Here is a 23,856-nt window from a genome sequence, read left to right as displayed (position 1 = left end):
GGGCCATTATGGATGTATTAGATCGGAAAATTTTGAATATTATGCAAAAAAACAGCAGGATCACTGTCAAACAAATTGCTGAAGAGTGTTTCATTTCGTCTCCTTCCGTATCCGTGCGTTTGCAGAATTTGGAAGGTCTTGGGTATATTCGCACGTATCAAGCTGTTCTTGACCATCAGAAATTGGGCTTTTTGATTAAAGCCTATGTGAATTGTGCGGTCCCTGCAAAGGACAAAAAAGATTTTTACCGCTACATCGAAGAAATCCCCAATGTCGTGGAATGCGATTGCATCACGGGTGATTACTCGATGTTATTGAAGGTCTACTTTTCCAACACAATCGAACTTGATGAATTCATCACTGACCTGCAACGCTTTGGCGATACCAAAACGCACATAGTCTTTTCAACAAATGTCGGTCCGCGTGGCCTTCAGATCCAAATAAACGAATAAGCAAAAACGCCGAGATTTATATTTCGGCGTTTTTGCTTATTTTTTGTCTGTGGCGTGGGGGTTCCGTACCTCCGGGGAGCGGCCGGCTGGCCGGAGGAACCAAAACAAAAAAACAGGCTGTTCTTCCCTAAGCCAGTCTTATAAAAATAGGCTCTATTACAATTATTTATTTGCATTCTCATCTGAATTAGCATACAAAGAGTATTCAACTTTAGACAGTTTTTGGTGAACTACTCACGACTAAAGTCGCGCGCTTCCTACGAACTCCTTCCTTACCTGCGTATGTCTTTGCAGGCAGAGGGAATGGATATGGGTAGGCTCAAAAGGCAGTACCTGCCTCATGTGTTTTCTTTTACTTGGCCAAAGCCAAGAGGTTCTTGCTGGCATTGATGTCCCGGTCATGGAATGTGCCGCAAGTTGGACAGGTCCAGTAGCGGATATGCGGAGCTTTCTTACTGTCTCGGTGTCCGCAGGCGGAACAGAGTTGGGTGGATGGGTAGAATCTGTCCGCCTTGATGAGCGTCCGGCCTTTCCATTCGGCTTTGTATCCCAACTGCCTGCAAAATTCGGACCAACTGACGTCCCCGATCGCTTTCGCAAGTTTGTGGTTCTTCATCATATTCGAACTCCGCAGCGTCTCGATCACGATGACTTGGTTTTCGTCCGTGATTTGGTTGGAGAGTTTGTGCAGGAAGTCCTTGCGTTGGTTCGCAATCTTTTCGTGTTTTTTTGCCAGTGCTATGCGTGCCTTTTCCCGGTTCTTGCTGCCTTTTTGCTTGCGGGACAAAGCGCGTTGGGCTTTCTTGACTTTCTTTTCAGACAGGGACAGACATTTCGGGTTCGCATATTTCACGGATTCCCCAGAATCATTTGTGGTGATGGCGAAATCCGAAATGCCGAGATCGATGCCAATTTTGTGTTCTGCTGGCAACCATTCGGGCGTTTCCTGTTCCACCAAAATGGAAATGAAATAATTGCCGGCCTTGTTCATGGAAATGGTACAGGATTTGATTAGCCCATCAAAATTCCGGTGCTGTTTGATTGATACGAAGCCGATTTTTGGGAGTTTAATCTTTCCGTCTTCGATACGGATATTGCCGCCCTGATTGTTAGTGGTGTAGGACGCTTTCGATTTATGTTTGGCTTTGAATTTGGGATGACCGACGGCTTTGTTGCGGAAGAAGTTCTGGTAGGCCTTATTTAGGTTTTGGCTGGCATTTGCTAAGGCCAGGTTGTCCACTTCTTTCAGGAACGGAAATTCTTCTTTGAAGGACGTGTAGGTCCTCGGCTTGATGCTTTTCAGCAGTTCTTTATCTCCTTTGTAGGTTTCATAAATTTCTTTTCGGTCAGCCAACATCTGATTGTAGACAAATCTTGCGGAGCCAAAACAATTTGCGAAATAGATTTTCTGTTTCTGATTGGGGTACAAACGAAACTCATAGGCTTTCAGCATGATACTCACCTCCTTGTCTTCATTATACAACACCGAACTTGTGTTCGTAAAATGTGAAGTAAGGGAAAACCTTTGGTGCCTAACTAACGATTGAAGTCACGAGAATGCGACAGCGCTTGTTTCAAATTCAAAGGAACTTTCGCAATAATCAAATAACATTTTGGTGAATCGATTGAAATAATAGTTACTATCAAATAGGATTTGAGACGTATTGGAAAATATGGATAACCTGAATCTAGTTTTACCGAAACAGCATTCTCATGAAATATTGGAGGAGAATTTGCATGAATGATAAAGAAAAGTCAGAGCGAATAATGGGAAAATATAATCGCAACTTTAGTACTTTTACTAAAAATGAGACTCACTAGGAGTTCAAAACGGTATTGAAATATGTCGCGGATGAAGCCGTCTGCAAACAACGAAAGCTTGTCGGCTTTGACTCAATGTGATGCAGCCTGAAATGTCCATTTGGAAAATTCTAAAAAATCCCCAAACGTTGAATTAATAACGTTTAGGGATTTTTTTCTTCAGAGTAACTGATGTTTTATGGAGCTGTTTCAATTTCAATAGCTCTTCTTTTTTTTACCAAGGCTGAATATCAAGCTCTAACGCTTGAGCTGCTTTGATGGCTTTATCCGGAATCTTGTTATCAATATCATTTGCGACCAAAATATAGCGAACTTGGTTCTTATTGGTTTTCTTTTTTTGTTCAGATCATCATATATGAAGCTTACTGTTGTAACGTCCCTGAACGATAGATTGTTGATGAACTAACTGTATCAATATTTCAGGCCGGGATTTTGTAGGGCCGAGACTGTAATCTATTTGATGCTCTAGCCCAGAATCTCCAGTCATTTTGATATCAAAATTACCGCCTAACTCATTATCGAATAAATACTGTTTGGCTTCGAGAGGAGAATCATATCATAGATGCGCAAAATTCCTTGGATAAGATTATGTTTTTTCAATGGAAAATCTTTTATGGTTGCTTCAACGTATAAAATGTCATCGTCCAACTGGATTTCGAAGTTGGATAAGGTATTATGAATTAATTTTTGACGCGTATCAGTCTTGATTTCCAAGCCATACATTGCAAGTTCATTGAAGGTATTTCCATCATCAGAAATTCGGATCGTGTTGTTTGCTTTTAATTCAATGTATAATCTGATTTGATCATTTAAATGGTTAATAAAAGAAGTGACAATCTCATCAGCATTTTCCAGTTGTTTGATTGAATATTTGTTTTTGAACCAGTCCACGTAATCACTGATCAACTGTTGGGATGAGTTGGGCATATTGTTCGACTCCTTTCATTTTCTATGTCATTGGTAGTGTTGTTTTTTTATATTAATTTCATTATATAACATAAATGAGATTTTGCTTCAAATAAAGGATCAGTTTTTTGAATAGAGACTACAAACTGACGACGATAAGCTACAATAGTGTTATCAAATGAAACAGCATATGTTTATGTAAAGGAGCTTTGCCATGTTAGATAACAAGTTGGGAATCACGAATCAAATTGAGTTGGCGAAAGCGGAAGAACGAATCAGTAAAGCTAACGCTAAACGTTTCTATGATTCTGGCGATATCAATGATCTGGAAATCGGTACATACAAAGGTTTGGCAGATATTCATAACTATTTGTTTGATGATATTTATGACTTTGCGGGAAAGACCCGCACCGTGAATGTTTCGAAGGGAAACATCAGATTTGCACCCGTCATGTACTTGGAAGTTTCTTTGAATCACATTGATAGTATGCCACAAGCCACTATCGAGGAAATTGTAGCGAAATATGTTGAAATGAATATTGTGCACCCTTTTCGTGAAGGAAATGGACGCAGTACACGCATCTGGTTGGATTTGATTCTAAAGAAAGAACTGGGGAAAGTTGTAGATTGGAACCTGATCGACAAAGATAATTATCTTTCAGCCATGGAACGAAGCCCTGTCAATGACTTGGAAATCAGATACTTGATCAATAATGCCTTGACTACGTCAATTGATGATAGGGAAGTTTATTTGAAAGGTATCGATGTCAGTTATTATTACGAGGGATATGCAGAATATACTACTGATGATTTATAAAGGTGTAGCGAAAAAATTTTTTTATAAAGGAGTATGTGTCCTCATCTCCGATGAAGGCCTCCTCGCCGGAGATGGACGGGAAAGCGGAAGCTGATCTCCGGCGAGGACTGTTTGACCGGAAGAGACTCCGTCAGACAGTCCTGTTCTCCGGCAAGAACCGCCTCACCGGTGAAAAATGAGGAAACCCCAAAATCCGAATACAAAAAACAAGCAGAAACGTTGAAAAGCTAACGTTTCTGTTTGTTTTTTGTAATTAATCCGACTTCCCTTAAGCTAATTCGCATGTTTCTTTAAACAGGAAGTGGGGAGTTTAGCCAATACCAGCAGCCTCGTTATATCAAAAATGGACCTGATTATTTACTCTTGACTTGGAGCCAACTCCAAGTCCTATACTTGCACTAATCATAAAGATTTGACGACTATAGAAACAGGAGAAGAGGACATGAAAATGGATGAACAACAAATTATTGAATTGTACCGCGCAGTGAATCAAGCGATGGTTGCCAAAGATATAGACAAGCTGGATCGGATTCTTGCAGATGGCATGCATCTTGTCCATATGACGGGATATGACCAGACAAAAGACGAATGGTTCGCACAAATCAGCAGCGAACAGATGCGCTATTATTCAACCAAAGAAGAGAACATCAAGGACCTCAAGATCGAGGGCAATAAAGCCAGTTTCATTGGTCAAAGCAGAGTGGATGCGCGCATCTATGGTTCACGGCACACTTGGAGACTACAGGTCAAAAATTATTTTGAAAAGCGGAACGGGGAATGGATTATTGTTCGGCAAGAGGCGAGCACGTATTAGAGCTTGTTGCACTTTGTACAATTTTAATATCTATCCGCCTGCGATGATGATCAGCGTTTTATTGGTTGTAGTATTTCTTGCCCTGCCTGCCCATATGAAAGAAGTAGAACATGACTAAGAACAGCACTTCCTGATTATTATTTCAGGAGGTGTTTTTTTCTTTATACAATGCAAAAATCAGCTGGATTTTACGGCATACGTATAAAACGAACAACCATATCAAAAAAGTTTGCAATTGACTTGGAGTGAACTTCAGGGTCTACACTAAGGATATCGAATAGAAGAAAAGGGGTTTTTGACATGAAAATATTGATTTTAGGAGCCGCAGGACAAATCTCAAAAATGTTAACTAACAGATTGTTGCAGGAAACCGATGCAGAATTGGTACTGTATGCCCGCAATGCGAACAGACGAATCGCCAACAGTGACCCAAGCCGAATCACAATCATCGACGGGGATTTCAACGATTCCGCTAAGTTGTTGGAAGTCATGGAAGGAGTAGAGATTGTTTATCTGAATGACATGAATTCTCCGGAAGCTACCCAAACGATTGTGGATGCCGCCAAAAAATCCGGCGTTGCCAAAATAATCGCGGCCACGATTCTTGGGATTTATGACGAAGTGATCGGCGAGTTCGGGAAATGGAATGCCAGAATGGTCGGCCGCACGGGAACAAACCGCCACAAAGAGTCGGCGAAAATCATTGAGGAATCCGGGATTGATTTTACATTGCTGCGCTTGACGTGGCTTTATAACCAGGAAGGCAACGAAAGATACACACTCAGTCAAAAAGGGGAATCATTCATAGGCGCGCAAGTGTCCCGCCAAGCAGTCGCGCGGTTGATCATGGACATCATCGAAAATCCGGCTGTCTATTCAAACGAAAGTCTGGGCGTCAGCGAACCCAACACAGATTTTCCGAAACCATCGTTTTACTGAAAGTAGATACGAAGCAGTAACTTCGGCGGGAGGCGCCTCGCCGGAGTTAGGACGGGAAAGCGGAAGTTGATCTCCGGCGAGGATCGCTATACCGGAGAACGCAACGAAAAGCTGTGCTGTTCTCCGGCAAGGACTGCCTCGCCGGAGAAAAATGACCAAACCCGAAAATCCGAACGAAATATTAAAGTTTTTGGTTTTTCCGGTGCTCAAATTCTCTAAGAGTGAAGGAACTTTGCGCTAATCATGGTATTATGGAGTTATTAAGTAACGTAGGAGGCGATAAAGTGGTAAAAACAAATCCAGTATTGATTGTATTATTCGGCGCGACAGGTGATTTAGCCCAAAGAAAGTTATATCCTTCATTTTTCCGATTGTTCCGAAGCGGTGCGTTGGCAGAACGTTTCGCAGTGATCGGGACTGCCAGAAGGGAGTGGAGCGACGAGCATTTTCGGGATGTGGTTTCAGAATCGATTCAATCATTCCAACCGACAGAAGCGGAAAAAGCTGCTTTTTTAAGCCACTTTTATTATCGTGCGCATGATGTTTCCGATGTGGAACATTACGTTCATCTCAAAGATTTGGCTGACAGATTGGATGCCCAATATGATTTGGATCAGAACCGGATGTACTATCTGGCGATGGCTCCGCAATTTTTCGGACCGATCGTGACGCATCTGAAAGGGCAGCAGATTGTGACGGACAAAGGCTTCAACCGTGTCGTCATCGAAAAGCCTTTCGGGATGGATTATGCATCAGCTGAGCAATTGAATGATCAAATCACAAAAGTGTTCCCGGAAGAGGATATTTTCAGGATCGACCACTATTTGGGCAAAGAGATGATCCAGAATATTTTGGCCGTTCGTTTGACGAATCCGTTCCTTGAACCCTCGTGGAATCGTGAGTACATCGAAAATGTTCAGATTACGTTTGCCGAGGAATTGGGTGTGGAAGAGCGCGGTGGCTACTATGATCACAGCGGTGCTTTAAAAGATATGGTCCAAAATCACATTCTGCAGGTGTTGTCCTTGCTGGCGATGGAGCCGTTAGCCGCTGTATCCGATGCGAATATCCAGACAGCCAAAATCAAAGCACTGAATGATGTGCGTGTCTATTCGCCGGAAGAAGTCCGCGAAAACTTCGTCAGAGGGCAGTATGCGGCAGGTCGTTTGGGTGATGAGGGATTTGTTGGGTATCAAGAAGAGCCGAATGTAGCAAGCGATTCGAGGACAGAAACGTTTGTAGCCGGCAAATTCATGGTGGACAATCCGCGTTGGAACGGAGTGCCATTTTATGTGCGCACCGGAAAACGCCTGACGGAAAAAGGGACGCGCGTCAATATCGTTTTCAAAAAAGTTCCGGTCAACCCGTTTGATGCTGAGAAAGGTGTCCCGGCAAACGATCTGACCATCTATATCCAGCCAACGGAAGGCTTTGCTTTGACCATGAACCGGAAAGAAATCGGCCAAGGATTCAATACGCAGCCGATCAAATTGGAGTACCGCCATGACAGCGAAATGATGGAGAATACGCCAGAAGCGTATGAACGTCTGACCTATGATGTGATTTTGGGCGATGCAACCAACTTTGCGCGTTGGGAAGAAGTCGCGCAATCCTGGAGAATCGTCGATGCGATCCGCGAAACGTGGGATCGCGACAATGAAGAAATTCCGAAGTATGCAGCACGGACAATGGGACCAAAAGCAGCATTTGATCTGTTGAAAAAAGAAAACCATGCTTGGGCCTGGAGACCGGATGAATGGTACCGCGAGCGCGGTTTGCTGGAGGGGTAGATCCGGTTTTGCATTCTTGCGTACTGTGACTGGGGCGGACTTTCCTCCGGGGAGGGGCTGCTGGCAGGCGAAGAGTGAAGATAACGGGGCGGTTCTCCGGTGTGGACCGGTCAACCGGAGAACAGCATAACGAACGGAATCCCAACTCCGACCAAAGCCGCTTCATCGGAGAACAGCGAAGCAAAAGAGTTTCACCAAATATCAGAGGAGTGCTCACCAACCAGTTGAGCACTCCTTTTTGTGGTTTTCGGTAAGCTGATTTTCTTTACTGATCAATTGTGAAGTGGTATTGTGTATTGAGAACGTTCATTCTAAAAATGGATTAGGATTTTGAAAGGATGAAATAATTTGGCTAGAAGTAAAGAATTTAATGAGGAAGAAGCTTTGGATAAAGCGATGGAAATATTTTGGAAACAAGGTTATGAAAAAACTTCAATCCAGGATTTGGTGGATCAGATGGGGATCCATCGCAGGAGTTTATACGATACGTTTGGAGATAAGCATTCTCTTTTTGTACAAACTTTGGAACGCTATGAATCGCTTGTCGCTGCTCAAATCAGGAAACAAATAACAGAAGAGATGACCACTGTCGAATCCATCAGAAAAATATTTGAACTGGCCGTCTACTCTGATAGTACCTATCCGAAGGGATGTTTAATGGTCAACACGGCAGTAGAGTTGTCTTTGCTTGATGATGAAGTGTCTCAAAGAATCAAAACAGCTTTCAAGCAGACTGAAAATTTGATAGCGGATTTATTGATTAGAGGACAAGCAAGAGGGGAAGTTGCAAGTTCATTCGACATCAATGAACTCGCACGCTATATCCATAATGCGCTTATTGGCGTCAGAGTATTAGTGAAAATGACAGCCAATCCTAAAGAGTTCGATTCAACGATCGATATGACGCTATCGATATTGAAAAATGATTAATGTTGATGGTGATTATGAATTTGGATGAAGGGGTCAAATTTATCCGATTCCAGAAAATTTGTAATCACCGAACATCCATTTTTTTTGGCTCTTTTGAGAATGATCGTTCTCGAATGGAGTCATCATTAGTATGTAAAATAAAGGAGATGTGAATATGAAAGCAGTTCAAATTAAGAAATACTCGAAAAAAATTGAAGCTCAAATTGTAGAAATTCCTATTCCAGAGATTAGTGATCACGAAGTTTTAGTGAAAGTAAAGGTAGCCGCTGTCAATCATTTGGAAATACTGAACATCACGGGAAGCGTTAAACTAATTCAAGATTACGAAATGCCTCTAACGATTGGCAATGAGTTGACTGGGGTCGTTTCTGAGGTGGGTAAACTTGTTTCACAATTCAAGAAAGGCGATGCGATTTATACGCGACTTCCGTTGGACAAAATAGGAGCTTTTGCTGAATACGTCGCGGTGGATGCTAAAGCGATATGGCATTTGCCCAAGAATCTCGACTTTGTTACAGGGGCTGCTGCTCCTTTAACTGGGCTGACAGCTTATCAAGGATTGCATGAAGAACTGAATGCTAAAGCCGGGCAAACGGTTTTCATTCCAGGTGGATCAGGGAGTTTTGGACAAATGGCTGTTCCCATAGCTAAAGCCATGGGACTGAAGGTCATTGTGTCGGGGAATCCCTCGTCTCGTGAACAGATTCTCGCTGCCGGTGCCACTCAATACATTGATTACACGAAAGAAAATTATTGGGAAATTTTAAAGGGAGTGGATTTTGTCATTGATACACTCGGGGCTGCTGAATTTGATCGGGAATTGTCGATAATCAAACCCGGAGGAAGACTGTTGAGCCTGCGGACAGGTACAAATAAACAGTTTGCAAAAGACCATGGATTTCCAAAGTGGAAACAACTGCTGTTCGCTCTGGCGGGAGCTAAATTTGATCGAAAAGCTAAAAAGCATGGCGTTGAGTATCGCTTTATATTTGTTCGTTCCGATGGTTCACAGCTGGAAGAAATATCAAAAATCATTGAAGAAAATAATATTATCCCGGCTATCGATTCGACTGAATTTACGCTAAATCAAGTAAATGAAGCCTTGCGTCTGGTAGCGAGTGGACATCCAAAAGGGAAAGTTGTCATCAAGGTTTCAGATTGATTAAAACAAAGAGGAGGGCGTACAAGTATGCACGAAAGCGAGACGTATATTCATGCACCAAACAAAAGTATCCGATCGGCTAACGGAATAACGTATGCGTACCGTGAGTTAGGGGGAAAAACAGGGATTCCCATTGTTTTCTTCACGCATCTATCAGCGAATCTCGATAACTGGGATCCAAGAATAATTGACGGCATCGCAAAACAGCATTGGGTGATTACGTTCGATAACAAAGGTGTAGGCTTATCCAGTGGACAAGTGCCGGGTACGATAAAAGAAATGGCCGAAGATGCGATAGCTTTTATTAAAGCACTGGGGTTTAGTCAGATCGATATTCTGTCCCTTTCGATGGGCGGGATGATCGCTCAAGAACTCTTGGAACTGGAACCAACTCTAATAAGAAAAGTAATATTAACCGGAACCGGTCCTCGTGGTGGAAAAGGGATTGAGGATGTAGCAAAAATTTCCAATCAGGATTTAGTGCGGGCCATTTTCACATTAAAAGATGTAAAAACATATTTATTCTTTACTAATACCGCAACCGGCAAAAGAAAAGCAAAAGAATTCCTGGCAAGAATTAAGGAACGGAAACATGATCGAGACAAAATGATAAGTCTAAAAGGCTATCATGCACAACTGAGAGCAATCCATGACTGGGGGAAGTCAAAGCCGGCGGATCTGTCAAAAATAACCCATCCGACTCTTGTCGTTAATGGTGAAGCTGACCGGATGGTACCGACCGAGAACTCCTATGATCTGGTTCAACGCCTCCCAAACAGTAAACTTGTGATTTATGAAGATGCCGGTCATGGCGCAATCTTCCAATACCATGAAGAATTCACAAAAGAAGTGATAGAATTTTTGGGGAAGTAGCATGTGGTGAGGTTTTGCATAGAGAGTTTGGAGGGCTCTCCTCCGGTGAAGGACTGCTGGCCGGAGGAGAGCTGAAATACCGGGGCTGTTCTCCGGTGTAGGTCGGTTAACAGGAGAACAGCCAGCGAACAAGATCCCAGCTCCGATCAAAGCCGCTTCACCGGAGAAAAAACATTCTGAAGTTAGTCAAATTTTCTGGATTTCCGATTGCTCAACCTTGACTTCACCTCTAGGTTAAGGAGTAAGGTTCTGGTAAGCCTATAACGGGTACCCGGTGGTATAATAAAAAAGGACAAGCAGTTGTCAGATGCTATAAACCGTTTTTCGATTCTTTATTGATACTCCGGGTCAGAATGGAAAGGATGAAGATAATGGCAATCAAAGACAAAGTAGTAATCATCACGGGAGCTTCTTCAGGGATCGGCGAGGCGACAGCCCGACTGTTGGCGAGCAAAGGAGCCAAGTTGGTTTTGGGAGCGCGCAGAGAAGACAAATTGCGAAAATTGGCTGACGAGATCATACAGGCTGGCGGGGAGGCTGTTTACCACGTTACGGATGTCACCAAAATCGAAGACAACAAAAAACTGGTTGATCTGGCAAAAGAAAAATTTGGCAAAGTGGATGTGATTTTCCTGAATGCCGGCGTGATGCCGAATTCGCCGCTATCGAAGCTGAAATCGAAAGACTGGCATCAGATGGTGGACGTCAACATCAAGGGCGTTCTGAATGGAATCGAAGCGGTCCTTCCGGAATTCACGAAACAGAAATCCGGGCATGTGATCACCACCTCATCCGTTGCGGGCCTTAAAGCCTATCCGGGCGGAGCCGTTTACGGCGCCACTAAATGGGCGGTCCGCGACCTGATGGAAGTGCTGCGTATGGAATCGGCGATGGAAGGCACCAACATCAGAACGGCCACTATCTATCCGGCAGCAATCAACACGGAATTGCTGGAAACCATCAGCGACGACAAGATCGCCAAAGACATGGGAATCATCTACAAACAATACGGCATCAGCCCAGATCGCGTAGCCAATGTGGTCGCCTTCGCGATTGATCAGCCCGAGGACACCAACGTCAACGAGTTTACGATCGGACCGACTATCCAACCTTGGTAATAAATATTAGGAATAGTAAGTCCGCTGCACCGTGCAATTTCGGTGCAGCGGATTTTTATTTTGAACGTTAACGGGTAGCTCTCCTCCGGTGAAGGAATGCTTAACCGGAGGAGGGCGTCGAAAACGAATCTGTTCTCCGTCCAGAGTTTCCCCGCCGGAGCAGAGCGACGTGACCGGTACCGTATCTCCGGGCACAACCGCTCGGCCGGAGGACAGCGCAAGAACAGACAGCCACCCCCAAAACCCACACCACCCCAAATCACAAGAATGAAAGTAAGTACAAAATATTTCACAAATTAATTGACAACCATCCATCATTCTTGTATATTTATTAAAAATATATGAAACTTTGATGAGATAAGTAGTTGGGAAAGAAACCACAGAGAGTCTGCGGATGGTGAAAGCAGATGTTTCGGAATCAGCGAAAATGGTCTTTGAGTTATTACATGTGAGGGAAACTTAGCAGGTGACGGGTACGCCCGATAGCGCGTGAAGGGATGACAGTCCCTTGCTGAGATAATCTTTATGATTATGAACAAAGGTGGTAACGCGAGCATTCGCCCTTTCAATAGGGGGAGTGCTTTTTTTATATATTTTAATACATTTTTGGAGGGAAAAATTTATGGAGCAATCATTTGTAAGGGAAATGACATCAAAGCATCTAGTTATGCTTTCATTGGGTGGGGTAATCGGAACCGGAATCTTTTTGAGTTCGGGGTATTTGATCCAAACGACGGGGTCGATCGGAACCATCATCGCGTATTTGATCGGGGCATTTTTGGTGACGCTGGTCATGATGTGCTTGGGCGAACTGTCGGTCCACGAGCCTAGTACGAGTTCGTTCCACAACTACGCTTCAAAATATATCCATCCCGGAGCAGGTTTCGTGGTGGCGTGGCTTTACTGGCTGACGTGGACAGTTGCATTGGGTTCGCAGTTCATCACCTTGGCGATTTTGTCACAACGCTGGTTCCCCGGCATTCCCGCATGGCTTTGGTGCATCTTTTTTATCGGCATTATTGTACTTTCAAACATTATTGATGTGCGTTGGTTTTCCGTCAGCGAATTTTGGATGTCGCTGATCAAAGTGCTGGCACTGGCAATTTTCCTTATCCTGGGTCTGGGTGGCATATTCGGATTTATACCGATCCAGGGAAATGAATCAGCACCACTTTTCAGTCATCTGACGGAAAACGGTTGGTTCCCGAAAGGCGCAGGCTCCGTTTTCTTGGCGATACTGTCGGCTAACTTCGCTTTTTCCGGTGCGGAATTGATCGGCGTAGCCGCTGGCGAAACGTCGGATCCCAAAAAGAATATCCCGAAAGCTATTCTGCGGACAATCGTCATTCTGGTGGTCCTTTTCATCGGGACGATTGTTGTGATCGGTGCGCTGCTTCCGGATTCTGCGGCTAATTTGGATGAAAGTCCGGTGACCGTTATCCTGAATTTGATGGGTATCCCATACGCCGCCGACATCATGAACCTTGTCCTGATCACTGTAGTTCTTTCCGGCGCAAACTCCGGGGTCTATGCCGCATCGAGAATGCTGTGGTCATTGGCCAATGCAGGAACGCTGCCGAAACGTTTCGCGAAACTATCCAAGCGCGGGTTGCCGATCTACGGGCTGCTGCTGACCATTCTGGGCGGACTGCTTTCGCTCTTTTCCAGCATTTATTCCGCGGACACTGTTTACCTGGCTTTGGTATCCATCTCGGCATTCGCGGTCGTGGCTGTTTGGTTGAGCATCGCGTGGGCCCAACTGAATTTCCGCAAGCACTATCTGAAATCGGGGCATAAACTGGAGGAGCTGGATTACCAAACGCCATTCTATCCAATCGTTCCCTGGCTCGTGATTATCCTGTGCAGCGTGTCGATCATCGGCATCGCTTTTGATCCGAACCAGCGGATTGCCTTGATCATCGGCATCCCATTCACGATTTTGTGCTTCTTTTATTACCAATTATTCTTCAGCAAAAAGGCTTCTGTAGCACTCGAGAATCAAGAAGTAGGTGAGCTTTCCGATGAATTTTAAAGAGTGGCAAAAGAAACAAAAAGTGATCCTCATCGATGGCTCCATGTCCTTAGGGTTGGAGGAACAAGGATTGGACTTGAACGACGAGTTATGGACCGCAAAAGCATTGGTGAACGAACCGGAGAAAATCGAAAAAGTGCATCAGAACTATTACGCTGCTGGTGCAAACATCGCCATCACCAGCAGTTATCAAGCGACGGTAACCGGGTTTGAGCGGTTAGGCCATACAACCGAAGAAAGCCGTGCTTTAATCAAAAGAACGGTCCAACTTGCGATACAGGCCCAGGCGAAAAGCCAAGGCACGCAAGAAAAATGGGTGGCAGCTTCTGTCGGGCCATACGGTGCGTATTTGGCGGACGGCTCTGAATACCGTGGCAATTACGGTTTGTCGCAAACCGAGTTGGTCGATTTCCATCGCGAAAGGTTAGAGTTGCTGCTGGAAGCGGGGGCTGATCTGCTAGCTATCGAAACCATTCCGGACATAACGGAAATCCAGGCTCTGATTGAATTGCTGGCCCAACATCCGAAGGCGACAGCCTGGTTGACGGTAACCTTGAAAGACGCCCACCACTTATGTGACGGGACCGATCTGCGCGTTTTCCAGCTATTGGCAGAGTCGTCCGAGCAAATCATTGCCTACGGCGTCAATTGCGTGCAGCCTGATTTAGTCTTGCCAACTTTGGAATATCTGAAGGAGAATGCGACAAAGCCATTGGTCGCTTATCCCAACTCGGGAGCGACCTACGATCCCAGCACAAAAGTATGGACCCACAGTCATGCAGTGGACGAAGTGTTTTCAAACGAAGCATTGAAATGGCATGAGTCAGGATGCAAATGGATCGGCGGCTGTTGCTGCACATCAGCTAAAGAAATCAAGCTGTTGAAGGAAACTTTCGCTGAGGTTCTTTAGTAGGTATCAGTTATTTATCGAAATCAGTAAAAATAAACCTATCACCCCACAAACAAGAGGATGATAGGTTTTTGTGTTTTACCGTTTGCTATCTCCGATCTCCGGCGAGGGGCGTTTCGTCGGAGATCGGGCGATCAGAATGTTGTTCACCTCCGGTTAGGGCTGGCTAATCGGAGGTGGGCAAGGAAAACGAACCCCAACTTCGAGGAAAACAGCCTAACCGGAGAAGATCAGGGCGGAATTATACCCGCAATTTTTCCTTCAAGGCATCGGTCAGAGTTTGAGAAAAATTGATGTTCTCCTCGGATGCTAAATCAGCCAACCATTCGGGGATGGTTACATTCTTTCTGATTGTTTTGGAATGATACTTCCGTCTGTATGCAGCCAGATCGATTCCGATCAAGGCAACAGTTTTGTTGGGAAATTGTTTTTGCAGGATGTCCACGGTTGTAGCAACAGGGAAATTTTTTTTATCCTCTAATGCGAGCCCTAGCACTTCTTCTGACATCTCATAAGCTTCCTCGATTGTAGCGCCTTGCGTGATTGCTTCCGGTATATCAGGGAACTGAACAAGGATATACTTGCCATCCTTTTCGAATGTAGCTGGATAGACTAACTTCATTTTCATCCTCTCCTTGTCTTTGGAGTATTTTCTATTTTGATTCATTAACCGCATATATATCATTTAAGACCTGCTTGTTTCAGGATACTCTGTTCTAAGCCAATTCCCAAATCCTTGTTGTGCAGTGGAACAATTACGGTTTTTTGATTTATTTTATTGAATAGTTTGAGGTGGCTGCCATTTTGAGTGATTCGCACAAACCCATTCCTTTGCAATAGTTTTACCATCTGTCTTGGTGTCATTGGCATTGTTTTTGGTCCTCTCAATTCGTATTATGCGCATAAAATGCGTATTTGTCAACTTCGAACAGTATCGATTCATTGATTCTTGAGGCTAGATATTGTGATGTTCAAAAAATACAACAAATGCACAGACTGGTTCCCGATATCCAAAAATAGAATGGTCATCAAATTATAAATACGCAATATAATTCGAAAAGGTTTCTATGTTTCATCCCTGATCAAAAAGGCTTGTTATGGCTGATGGGAGAATATCATAATCAGATAAGAAGTCAGGTTTCAAAGTACAAAGCTTTCCAAGCAGTCGGTTTATATCACAAAACGAAAATCCTCCAGAAATGCTTTGTGTAAGCATTTCTGGAGGATTTTCAAATTGTTCTTATTTTGTTAATCAGCCGGTACAAATTGGCTCAGCGCTTCTTCTTGTTCCGCAAGTGTCCGTGTGTAATAGCGGAAACCTTTGTCCAGTTGGCGGATTTCGTTCATTTCTTCCTCAGTCAATTCGAAATCGAAGATGTCGATGTTCTCTTTAATGTGCACCGGATTTGATGATTTTGGGAACACAATGATGCCTTCCTGAATGTGCCAACGCAGGATGATCTGGGCATTCGTTTTTCCATATTTTTCTGCCAACTTGGTGAAAACAGGCTCTTCGATCAAGGCCGCATCGCCATGTCCCAGCGGATACCAGCTTTCGATGACTGTGTTATAAGGGGCGATCCGTTTCTTCAGATCGTTTTGTTGATAATATGGATGGCATTCAACCTGCAGGACGGAGGGCTTGATCGTTGCGGCAGCGAGTACTTCTTCCAAACGTTCGGATTCGAAGTTGCTCAAGCCGATGCTCTTCACTTTGCCTTCAGCGACAGCTTTTTCCATATCTTTCCAAGCACCCAGGTAATCGCCGAATTGTTGATGCAACAGAAGAAGGTCGATGTAATCCGTCTGAAGACGCTCCAGCATTTTGTCGATGGCTTTTGCTGTCTTGCCTTCGCCGTATTCGCTTGGCCACAGTTTCGTCGTGATCCAGATTTCTTCTCTCGGAATGCCGCTTTCTTTAACTGCCTGTCCTACACCGCGTTCGTTTTGATAGGCATGCGCAGTATCGATGTGACGATAACCTAATTTAAAGGCTTCCAAACAAGCTTCCTTGGTCATTTCGTCCCCTGGAATCTGGAAGACACCCAGTCCGAATTGTGGGATTTTGTTTCCATCGTTCAATGTGATATACGTTTGTTCCATAGTATTTTCCTCCATCATTTTATTTGATAAGTCTACTTTAAACCTTGGAGTTCACTCCAAGTCAAATGTAAAGTTCTATTTCTTTTATTTTTTTCTTTTAACAACAAAGAAGGGTAGCGCTTCTAGATTTACTTTATTGTTTTTGGTGAATTATATGATATCCTTTAGGGAGAAATAGAAATCCTAAGTTTATGAATAATTATCGATGATGGGAGTTGATTAAGTGGATGATGCATCTTTGCTGTATGCAAAAGCTCATAAGCAAAATTTTGTTAAAAGAGTTGTTGCAGATAAGATAATGGTTCCTGATAAAGTTGCTATTTTTATGGCTGGTAGCCCAGGTGCTGGTAAAACTGAAGTAGCAACCGCCTTAGCAGAACTATCGGACAATCTTTGTATTATAGATGCTGATGAATTTCGCAGTCAATTTCCTGATTACAACGGATTGAATTCCAGTGACTTTCAAAAAGGTGCATCTTGGCTTGTAGATCACGCATTTACCCATCTTTTGAAAGAAGGATATTCTTTTATTCTCGATGGAACTTTTGCAATAGGCAAATCTACTCAGAATATTCAACGCGCGATAAAACGGAATTACGAAGTGTCACTCTACTATGTTTATCAAGATCCATTTATTGCTTGGCAATTTACAAAGGAACGTGAAAAAGCAGAAGGCAGATTTGTACCGAAAGAGCGGTTCATTAATGCCTACTTTAAATCTCGTGAAAATATAGCAAAAGTAAAAGAAATTTTTGGAGATGCGGTTGAACTAATTGTTATCTTCAAAGACTATGAAAATAAAATTTCAGAAGTGCTGGAAGATGTTGAAAACATCGATCTTATTTTACCAAAACAATATACTGTTGAAGAATTGGAGGAGAATTTGGATGGTTGAAAAAGAAAAAGCAGAAGAAATCATGGCAAAATACAATCGTAATTTTGGAACTTTCACTAAGAATGCAACGAGGAAAGAATTCAAGACAGTCTTAAAATATGTCGCAGAGGAAGCAAACAGGAAACAACGTAAGCTTGTTGGATTGGATAAGTAAAAATGTAAAAATTCTCATCAAGAGTTTGAAATTTGGTTCTCCCACCAAACTTCAAATACTTGGGAGGATTTTTTTAATGAGACTGTTGATGAGGGGAGGCTTCAAGTTCTTTCAAGTATATTCCCTTGCAAAAATTCCGGATTAGTCATACAATGATAGCGATTACACCATCAACGAAAGGGCGGATTGTATGAGTCAAACAGTGTATACCAACTATTGGCAGAATCGCATCGGCAACATTCGGAAGGAACACGGCAGCTATAAAACTGAGGAAGAGGCGATTGCGGGGATCAAAGCCTGGTGGGAACTGCATAAGGAAAATCACAAGCATGTGCAGTACAACCGCACCAACAGCGGTGCTCTCGAAATCGTCTACGACGACAAAAACTATGTCTATCGGATCGAAAAACGCACAATCGAAGGCGCCTTGCCCAAACGAACGTACCGACTGAAGAAAGCCGGAGAAGTGGAATCGCTGCGAGGGAAATACAATCTGAACAAAGAATCTTTCCTGTTCGATGAATTGCCTGAACCAATACGCGACAGACTCATCCTTGCGATGGCTGACATCCAAAAAGCCCGAAGCCATGTCTATGACAAAGACGGCCGCCTGATCCGCGGACTGGAAGATAAAGTCATTTTGAAGAATAACTCTTCGTTCAAAAACAAAATTCCTAATCTGAATATCTAAAGATAACGAAACCAGCACAAACGCCTAAAAACGTTTGTGCTTATTTTTTTAACCTGATTCCCCAAACGCTTGAATAAACTTGCAAATACTTATAAATGCTTATATAATTCAATTAAAGGTGGTGGGATGATGTACCAAGAAGAGCGCATTCAGCAGATGCAACAGCTGTTGGAGGAGAGAAAAAGACTTTCCAAAAAAGAAATAATGGAAGTATTCCAAATCTCTTCTGACACTGCGCGTCGTGATATCCTGGAATTCCTAAAAACCGGAACGGCTGTCCGTACGCACGGAGGCATTATGTTAGCTGAGGACAGAACGAAGATACTCAGTTTTGGGGAGCGGACAGGCATGCATAAACCTGAAAAAGAAAAAATGGCTGAGAGAGTTTTGGAAGAAATAACAGAAGACAGTACGCTGTTTTTGGATGTATCGACTACGTTATTGTTGGCAGCGCAGAAATTAAACAAAAAGTGTACGGTCTATACGCATTCGCTGGACAATGCTTTTGCATTGGGAATGAATCCTAAAATAAAGGTTCACCTTTTGGGCGGGGAGTACAATCATGAGGACAGGTTTTTCTTTTCGGTCCGGAGTTTGGAAGAAATCGATTCGATAAAATTTGATATTTGTTTCATCGGAGCGGCAAGTTTGGAGAAAGAAGGCGTCTTTTTTAAAGAAGCGAACAATGCCTTGATCAAGCAGAAAGTGGTGAAACAAAGTCGCCAAGTGGTGCTGGTTGCTGAAAATCAGAAATTCAGCAAAGAAGCGCAGTATAAAGGCGCAAATTACCAGGACATTGATTGCTTCATTACAGATGAAGTTTTGGTTCCAAAACATCAAGCCTATTTCGGAGATCAAACAGAGATCATCTTTGAGGAGGAAACGGTATGACAAAGGTTGAGTTGGTATTCAGCGATATAGATGGCACGTTATTAAATTCAAATCATGAAGTTACAGCCGAAGCAAGCCAAATCATTCAAGACTTGGTGAAACAAGGCACGAAAATCATTTTGGCATCCGCCAGACCGCCAGGAGCAATGGTCTCGATTGCCGATGAAGTTCAGTTGTCTTCACCACTGGTATGCTTCAACGGAGCTCTGATCACACAATATAAAGAAGGATCATTTGTTGATCTGTATAGTCTGACTTTAGAGCGACTGGACGCGTTACAACTCTATCAAACAATATCCACAAATTTTCCGGATATAAGCTTCAATATCTATTCCGGCGAGCGGTGGTACGTTGAACGAGAAAATGAGTGGGTCAAGCAGGAAGCGGCCATCACCAAAATGGATCCAGAGTCCATCTCAATGGAATATTTCCTGAAAGAGCATCTACCTGTCCACAAGATACTGTGCATGGGAAATCCGGATGATATCCAGAAACTTGAGGATGAGTTGGCAGAGGCAAATTTATCAAACATTTCCTACTACCGATCAAAAGACACCTATATGGAAATCGTCAATAATCAGGTATCAAAGCTGGGGGCACTTCACTTTTTGTGCGAAAAATATGGCGTGGAATTAAATAATACCTTAGCAATCGGAGACAATTTCAATGATATGCCGATGATCATACACGCTGGCAAAGGAATCGCAATGGGCAACGCTCCCGACGAAGTAAAACAAGCAGCTGATTGTGTAACGGATACGAATGATGAGAATGGTTTTTATAAGGCTTTGGCAAAGAGTTTTGGATAAATGAGGATTTAGCTTTCGAAATCGCCTTGACGAAACGAACCTATCACCTGAAAAATGGTGGGGAGATCAAGTCACAGTATGCGAAATACAACCGAAATATTTAATGTCAAACCAGCACAACTACTTGTTCAATGAACAGCGGTTGTGTTGGTTTTTTTAATCAATTTGACGAGCGCCTGCAATCCCTTGATTTTTCGAACATTGAATTGTCTAGTAAACTTATTTATAATTAAAGTTACATTAACCTGAATCATTCATAGTATTTAAAATGACTATGAATGATTCAGTTTCAAATATATACGGTTAAATAATTTATCAATATGATACTATATAACTATTAGTGAAATGAAAGAGGAATAGTGATGAAAAAAGAAATCCACGTAGTTGGGGCAGTTATAAAATCAAACAATAAAATCCTTTGTGCACAGCGAGGGCCGGGGAAATCTTTGCCTTACTTATGGGAGTTTCCTGGCGGCAAGATTGAAGCAGGTGAAACGGAAAAAGAGGCTCTTGAACGGGAAATTCGGGAAGAGTTACTCTGCAAAATAGAAGTAAAAAATAAAGTCACAACTACCCGTCATGAGTATGATTTTGGCTTTGTAAATTTAACTACATTTGAATGTGATTTGCTAGAAGGGCAGCCAGTTCTGACAGAACATGTTGCGGTGAAATGGTTGGCGGTTGAGGAGCTAACAACGTTAGAATGGGCACCAGCTGATATTCCAGCAATAGAAATTTTGATGGGACAAACAATGGGTTAGCAGAGAGAAGGTAGTTATGTGTATACGTTAGTCAATAATACGAGCCAGAAAAATTTGCTGGATGAGCTGACACAATCTTTGACAGACTGTAGTCGCTTTTATTTTAATGTTGCCTTTGTAAGTTATTCTGGTGTCCAGTTATTACTGGATAGTTTTAAACTTGCTGAGAGCAAAGGTATCTTAGGTAAATTTATTACGGGAACTTATTTAAATTTTACGGATCCAAAAGCAATTCGAAAGCTAAAAACTTTTAATGATTTTGATGTGCGCGTATTTTTGGCTACTGAAACACAAGGATTTCATCCAAAGGCGTACATTTTTGAATATGATGACTTCTACAAGGTGATTATCGGATCTTCAAATTTAACGAATTATGCATTGAAAAGCAATATTGAGTGGAATCTACAAGTCATTGCTAAGAATGATGCCACTAATGAAGAGTTTTTAAACTACTTAAAAGATAGTTTTGACCAGATTTGGGATAGTAGTTTAGAAACAACTGAAGATTTCTTGCTTCAATATGAGAAGCACTATCGTGGGGTCCGTTATCAAGATCTTGTCCATTCTCCAGGTGTTGATACGCGACAAATCTTTACTTATCCCTTAGGTCCGCGTTTAACACCGAACAGTATGCAAAAAAGTGCAATGCGGGAACTCGCTTTGTTGCGCGAAACAGGCAGCGAACGTGCTTTGGCCGTGGCAGCAACCGGAACCGGTAAAACATTGATGGCAGCTTTTGATGTGCAGCAGGTGCAGCCTAAGAAGATGCTCTTTTTAGTTCATCGGGGCATTATTTTGGAAAAGGCGATGGAATCGTTTGCGAGAGTTGTAAATGTTCCTAAGAATAAAATGGGACTTTTGACCGGAAATAAGAAGAGTTATGATGCTGATTATTTGTTTGCAACGATTCAAACAATGAAAAATGAATTTCATAGTTATCGTCCGGATGAGTTTGAATACATTGTTGTGGATGAGGCACATCATGCCACAAGTCCTTCCTATCAAAAAGTATTAGATCATTTCAACCCGAAGTTCCTTTTAGGAATGACCGCTACTCCGGAACGTTCGGACAATGGGAATGTATTTGATCTTTTTGATAACAACTTAGCTGTTGATATTCGTCTGCGCCAAGCTTTGGAAGAGAATTTACTCGTTCCTTTCCATTACTATGGTATTACTGATCAAACTGGAGTCGATTTAAGCGATGAGCGTTTGACACCAGACCAAATTGCTGAAAAATTAAATGTTACTAGTCGCGTTGATTTCATCATAGAGAGAATGAACTTCTATGGTCATGATGGCCCGAAAAGAAAAGCACTCGGTTTCTGTATCACAAAAAAACATGCTGAATTTATGGCTGCTGAGTTTAACAAACGCGGCATTCCAAGTGCATACTTGACTGGAGAAGACTCAGAAGAAGAGCGGATGCGTCAAATTCAGCTACTTGAGAGTGACACGGATAAGTTAAATGTCATCTTTACAGTTGATATCTTTAATGAAGGTATTGATATACCGAGTGTTAATACAGTTTTGATGTTACGTCCAACCGAATCAGCGATTGTATTTACCCAACAACTGGGTCGTGGCTTGCGTAAAGCGGAGCAAAAAGAATTTCTAACCGTCCTAGATTTTATTGGGAACTACAGTAAGTCCTTTTTGATTGCCATTGCGCTTTATGGATCACGTTCGGTGACAAAGAAAGAAATCACCCATGCAGTTCGTAAAGGCTTCCGAAACATCCCCGGTCCAACCAATATTCGAATGGACGCAATTGCTAAGGATCAAATTCTAGAACAGTTAGAAAATGAAAACTTCTATGCTCTTAAATATTTAATAGAAGATTACCAAGCATTTAAAGGTGCTTTGGCGGGGAAGATTCCTTACCGTCTTCAAGATTATTTGACGCTAGAAGGTGCGCCGGATCCGGTGTTGTTCTTTAGTAAATCCGTTACGAGTAACAGATCAGATAACTACATTGCGTTTTTACAAAAGGTAGAAAAGGATAATGAATTGGTTCAAAAATTAGCTTCTAATAAGAGCTTCATGGGGATTTATACCAAACTACAGAGTTATTTACCTTTAAAACGTCCACATGAGTTTGCTATTTTAGAGCTGTGTTTTGACCAAGAACGGTTTACTAAGGAAGAAGCTATCCAACAAGTAAATCGCTACGTTGATGGCGATCAAACAGATACAACGGCGCATGCATTAGAGACATTTAACCTTAAATACGCGGATAAGAATGAAATTCACGGCATCAAGATTGTTGAAGAAATTGAAGGTAACCTTTATGCTTTTAACAAGGAATTACTTACCTGTTTAGAAGATGAAGAAGCAGGTCCGTTTCTTAGCGATGCTATCCATTACGGTTTGATGCGTTACAAAAATGAGTTCGGTCATGAGAACTTGGGCTATCCATTCCTGCAACTCTATAGTGAGTATTCGCAACGAGAAGTCGGGATGATGGCGAACTTTCGTAATACCCATTCGTCCTTTAGGGGAAGTACTTTGCAAAATGAAATAGGCGGCGCTCATTATTTCCTATTTATCGATTTGCATAAAGAAGCCGACATCGATGAAAATATCAACTACAAGGATAAATTTATTTCGCAAAAACAATTCCAATGGGAGAGTCCTAACAATACTAAAGTGGATTCTGACCGTGGCAGAGACTTAACTCAAAATGAAGCATATGGAAAAACCATTCATTTGTTTGTGCGCAAATATAAAACGGTGAATAACGTGACACAACGTTACACGTATATCGGTCCTGCAAAGGCAATTTCTTATCAAAACGAGAAACCAATTGAAATTCAATATCTATTGGAAAATAAAATGCCAATTGATCTGTACCAAGAGTTTGAACCAGAGAAAGCGGTCTTTTAGTCTCGAAAAGAGTTTTTCATGAATTATCAAATCATTCAGACCTGGGATCTTAATCAAGTAGTGAATTTAAGAGCCTTGAGAATTCAAGATACAATATAGAAA

Annotated in this window: 23 protein-coding genes and 1 other annotated feature; of the genes, 18 read left to right on the top strand and 5 right to left on the bottom strand. The window is 42.5% G+C overall.

Translation table 11 applies throughout. The annotated features are described in order from the left end of the window. The first annotated feature begins 8 nt into the window (after positions 1-8). Positions 9-452, top strand: coding sequence for an Lrp/AsnC family transcriptional regulator (locus BM184_RS07230; RefSeq protein ID WP_086942633.1), 444 nt, complete (start codon positions 9-11; stop codon positions 450-452). A 352-nt stretch (positions 453-804) separates the two neighbouring features. On the opposite strand, the gene tnpB is transcribed toward BM184_RS07230, so the two are convergent. Beyond that, positions 805-1,905, bottom strand: a complete 1,101-nt coding sequence (gene tnpB, locus BM184_RS07225) for an IS200/IS605 family element RNA-guided endonuclease TnpB (RefSeq protein ID WP_086942634.1) — start codon at positions 1,903-1,905, stop codon at positions 805-807. An 875-nt stretch (positions 1,906-2,780) separates the two neighbouring features. Further along, a complete protein-coding gene (locus tag BM184_RS15525; protein ID WP_245830667.1) occupies positions 2,781-3,200 on the bottom strand; it encodes a DUF1828 domain-containing protein in 420 nt (139 codons plus the stop codon). 193 nt (positions 3,201-3,393) lie between these two features. Here BM184_RS15525 and fic point away from each other — a divergent pair, with 193 nt between their 5' ends. The 10 genes from fic (at position 3,394) to mmuM (ending at position 14,564) form a co-directional block, all read left to right on the top strand. After that, positions 3,394-3,996, top strand: coding sequence for a protein adenylyltransferase Fic (gene fic, locus BM184_RS07210; RefSeq protein ID WP_086942635.1), 603 nt, complete (start codon positions 3,394-3,396; stop codon positions 3,994-3,996). Positions 3,997-4,438: 442 nt separating this feature from the next. After that, positions 4,439-4,810, top strand: coding sequence for a nuclear transport factor 2 family protein (locus BM184_RS07205; RefSeq protein ID WP_086942636.1), 372 nt, complete (start codon positions 4,439-4,441; stop codon positions 4,808-4,810). A 300-nt stretch (positions 4,811-5,110) separates the two neighbouring features. Continuing rightward, complete coding sequence (locus BM184_RS07200; protein WP_086942637.1) at positions 5,111-5,749, top strand: NAD(P)H-binding protein; 639 nt, start codon at positions 5,111-5,113, stop codon at positions 5,747-5,749. A gap of 284 nt (positions 5,750-6,033) precedes the next feature. After that, positions 6,034-7,539 (top strand): glucose-6-phosphate dehydrogenase, encoded by a 1,506-nt coding sequence (zwf, locus tag BM184_RS07195; RefSeq protein WP_245830669.1) that lies wholly within the window; start codon positions 6,034-6,036, stop codon positions 7,537-7,539. A 348-nt stretch (positions 7,540-7,887) separates the two neighbouring features. Then, positions 7,888-8,469, top strand: a complete 582-nt coding sequence (locus tag BM184_RS07190; RefSeq protein ID WP_086942639.1) for a TetR/AcrR family transcriptional regulator — start codon at positions 7,888-7,890, stop codon at positions 8,467-8,469. 154 nt (positions 8,470-8,623) lie between these two features. Continuing rightward, positions 8,624-9,631, top strand: coding sequence for an NADP-dependent oxidoreductase (locus tag BM184_RS07185; RefSeq protein WP_086942640.1), 1,008 nt, complete (start codon positions 8,624-8,626; stop codon positions 9,629-9,631). A gap of 27 nt (positions 9,632-9,658) precedes the next feature. After that, complete coding sequence (locus tag BM184_RS07180) at positions 9,659-10,504, top strand: alpha/beta fold hydrolase (protein ID WP_086942641.1); 846 nt, start codon at positions 9,659-9,661, stop codon at positions 10,502-10,504. 371 nt (positions 10,505-10,875) lie between these two features. Continuing rightward, positions 10,876-11,622, top strand: a complete 747-nt coding sequence (locus BM184_RS07175; protein WP_086942642.1) for an SDR family oxidoreductase — start codon at positions 10,876-10,878, stop codon at positions 11,620-11,622. 340 nt (positions 11,623-11,962) lie between these two features. Continuing rightward, positions 11,963-12,190, top strand: a binding site (T-box leader). A 54-nt stretch (positions 12,191-12,244) separates the two neighbouring features. Next, positions 12,245-13,654, top strand: coding sequence for an amino acid permease (locus tag BM184_RS07170; protein ID WP_086942643.1), 1,410 nt, complete (start codon positions 12,245-12,247; stop codon positions 13,652-13,654). Further along, a complete protein-coding gene (gene mmuM / locus BM184_RS07165) occupies positions 13,644-14,564 on the top strand; it encodes a homocysteine S-methyltransferase (RefSeq protein ID WP_086942644.1) in 921 nt (306 codons plus the stop codon). Before BM184_RS07170 ends, mmuM begins: the two co-directional genes overlap by 11 nt. Before the next feature lie 241 nt (positions 14,565-14,805). Here the strand turns inward: mmuM and BM184_RS07160 are convergent, their stop codons facing one another. The 3 genes from BM184_RS07160 to BM184_RS07150 all read right to left on the bottom strand — a co-directional run bounded on the left by BM184_RS07160 (position 14,806) and on the right by BM184_RS07150 (position 16,667). Continuing rightward, on the bottom strand, positions 14,806-15,192 hold the full coding sequence (locus BM184_RS07160; protein WP_086942645.1) for a type II toxin-antitoxin system HicB family antitoxin: 387 nt from the start codon (positions 15,190-15,192) through the stop codon (positions 14,806-14,808). 53 nt (positions 15,193-15,245) lie between these two features. Beyond that, entirely contained in the window at positions 15,246-15,434 is a 189-nt protein-coding gene (locus BM184_RS07155) for a type II toxin-antitoxin system HicA family toxin (RefSeq protein ID WP_086942646.1), read from the bottom strand. Between the two features lie 378 nt (positions 15,435-15,812). Further along, complete coding sequence (locus BM184_RS07150) at positions 15,813-16,667, bottom strand: aldo/keto reductase (protein ID WP_086942647.1); 855 nt, start codon at positions 16,665-16,667, stop codon at positions 15,813-15,815. 223 nt (positions 16,668-16,890) lie between these two features. On the opposite strand from BM184_RS07150, the gene BM184_RS07145 reads away from it, so the two are divergent. From BM184_RS07145 to BM184_RS07115, 7 genes are all read left to right on the top strand, one after another. Continuing rightward, entirely contained in the window at positions 16,891-17,562 is a 672-nt protein-coding gene (locus BM184_RS07145) for a zeta toxin family protein (protein ID WP_245830671.1), read from the top strand. Then, on the top strand, positions 17,555-17,716 hold the full coding sequence (locus tag BM184_RS15275; protein WP_086942648.1) for a hypothetical protein: 162 nt from the start codon (positions 17,555-17,557) through the stop codon (positions 17,714-17,716). The genes BM184_RS07145 and BM184_RS15275 overlap by 8 nt, the downstream gene beginning before the upstream one ends. Before the next feature lie 190 nt (positions 17,717-17,906). After that, a complete protein-coding gene (locus tag BM184_RS07135; RefSeq protein WP_086942649.1) occupies positions 17,907-18,407 on the top strand; it encodes a hypothetical protein in 501 nt (166 codons plus the stop codon). Positions 18,408-18,533: 126 nt separating this feature from the next. Then, positions 18,534-19,298 carry a DeoR/GlpR family DNA-binding transcription regulator gene (locus tag BM184_RS07130; protein WP_256213066.1) on the top strand — a complete coding sequence of 255 codons (765 nt, stop codon included), beginning with the start codon at positions 18,534-18,536 and terminating at the stop codon, positions 19,296-19,298. Continuing rightward, on the top strand, positions 19,295-20,107 hold the full coding sequence (locus BM184_RS07125; RefSeq protein ID WP_086942651.1) for a Cof-type HAD-IIB family hydrolase: 813 nt from the start codon (positions 19,295-19,297) through the stop codon (positions 20,105-20,107). The genes BM184_RS07130 and BM184_RS07125 overlap by 4 nt, the downstream gene beginning before the upstream one ends. 362 nt (positions 20,108-20,469) lie before the next feature. Beyond that, positions 20,470-20,868, top strand: a complete 399-nt coding sequence (locus tag BM184_RS07120) for a (deoxy)nucleoside triphosphate pyrophosphohydrolase (protein WP_086942652.1) — start codon at positions 20,470-20,472, stop codon at positions 20,866-20,868. A gap of 18 nt (positions 20,869-20,886) precedes the next feature. Beyond that, positions 20,887-23,754 (top strand): DEAD/DEAH box helicase, encoded by a 2,868-nt coding sequence (locus BM184_RS07115; protein WP_086942653.1) that lies wholly within the window; start codon positions 20,887-20,889, stop codon positions 23,752-23,754. The last annotated feature ends 102 nt before the right edge of the window (positions 23,755-23,856 follow it).

The sequence above is a fragment of the Trichococcus pasteurii genome, assembly GCF_900112935.1.
GTDB lineage: Bacteria > Bacillota > Bacilli > Lactobacillales > Aerococcaceae > Trichococcus > Trichococcus pasteurii.
The sequence above is the reverse complement of the archived record's forward strand: the minus strand, read 5'-3'. Positions and strand labels throughout refer to the sequence as shown.

Coding starts and splice junctions, on each gene's coding strand:
- BM184_RS07185 (WP_086942640.1), top strand. CDS start 8,624: ATGAAAGCAGTTCAAATTAAGAAATACTCGAAAAAAATTGAAGCTCAA.
- BM184_RS07205 (WP_086942636.1), top strand. CDS start 4,439: ATGAAAATGGATGAACAACAAATTATTGAATTGTACCGCGCAGTGAAT.
- fic (WP_086942635.1), top strand. CDS start 3,394: ATGTTAGATAACAAGTTGGGAATCACGAATCAAATTGAGTTGGCGAAA.
- BM184_RS07200 (WP_086942637.1), top strand. CDS start 5,111: ATGAAAATATTGATTTTAGGAGCCGCAGGACAAATCTCAAAAATGTTA.
- BM184_RS07125 (WP_086942651.1), top strand. CDS start 19,295: ATGACAAAGGTTGAGTTGGTATTCAGCGATATAGATGGCACGTTATTA.
- BM184_RS07175 (WP_086942642.1), top strand. CDS start 10,876: ATGGCAATCAAAGACAAAGTAGTAATCATCACGGGAGCTTCTTCAGGG.
- BM184_RS15275 (WP_086942648.1), top strand. CDS start 17,555: ATGGTTGAAAAAGAAAAAGCAGAAGAAATCATGGCAAAATACAATCGT.
- mmuM (WP_086942644.1), top strand. CDS start 13,644: ATGAATTTTAAAGAGTGGCAAAAGAAACAAAAAGTGATCCTCATCGAT.
- BM184_RS07155 (WP_086942646.1), bottom strand. CDS start 15,434: ATGCCAATGACACCAAGACAGATGGTAAAACTATTGCAAAGGAATGGG.
- BM184_RS07130 (WP_256213066.1), top strand. CDS start 18,534: ATGATGTACCAAGAAGAGCGCATTCAGCAGATGCAACAGCTGTTGGAG.
- BM184_RS07160 (WP_086942645.1), bottom strand. CDS start 15,192: ATGAAAATGAAGTTAGTCTATCCAGCTACATTCGAAAAGGATGGCAAG.
- BM184_RS07170 (WP_086942643.1), top strand. CDS start 12,245: ATGGAGCAATCATTTGTAAGGGAAATGACATCAAAGCATCTAGTTATG.
- BM184_RS07230 (WP_086942633.1), top strand. CDS start 9: ATGGATGTATTAGATCGGAAAATTTTGAATATTATGCAAAAAAACAGC.
- tnpB (WP_086942634.1), bottom strand. CDS start 1,905: ATGCTGAAAGCCTATGAGTTTCGTTTGTACCCCAATCAGAAACAGAAA.
- BM184_RS15525 (WP_245830667.1), bottom strand. CDS start 3,200: ATGCCCAACTCATCCCAACAGTTGATCAGTGATTACGTGGACTGGTTC.
- BM184_RS07135 (WP_086942649.1), top strand. CDS start 17,907: ATGAGTCAAACAGTGTATACCAACTATTGGCAGAATCGCATCGGCAAC.
- BM184_RS07180 (WP_086942641.1), top strand. CDS start 9,659: ATGCACGAAAGCGAGACGTATATTCATGCACCAAACAAAAGTATCCGA.
- BM184_RS07120 (WP_086942652.1), top strand. CDS start 20,470: ATGAAAAAAGAAATCCACGTAGTTGGGGCAGTTATAAAATCAAACAAT.
- BM184_RS07150 (WP_086942647.1), bottom strand. CDS start 16,667: ATGGAACAAACGTATATCACATTGAACGATGGAAACAAAATCCCACAA.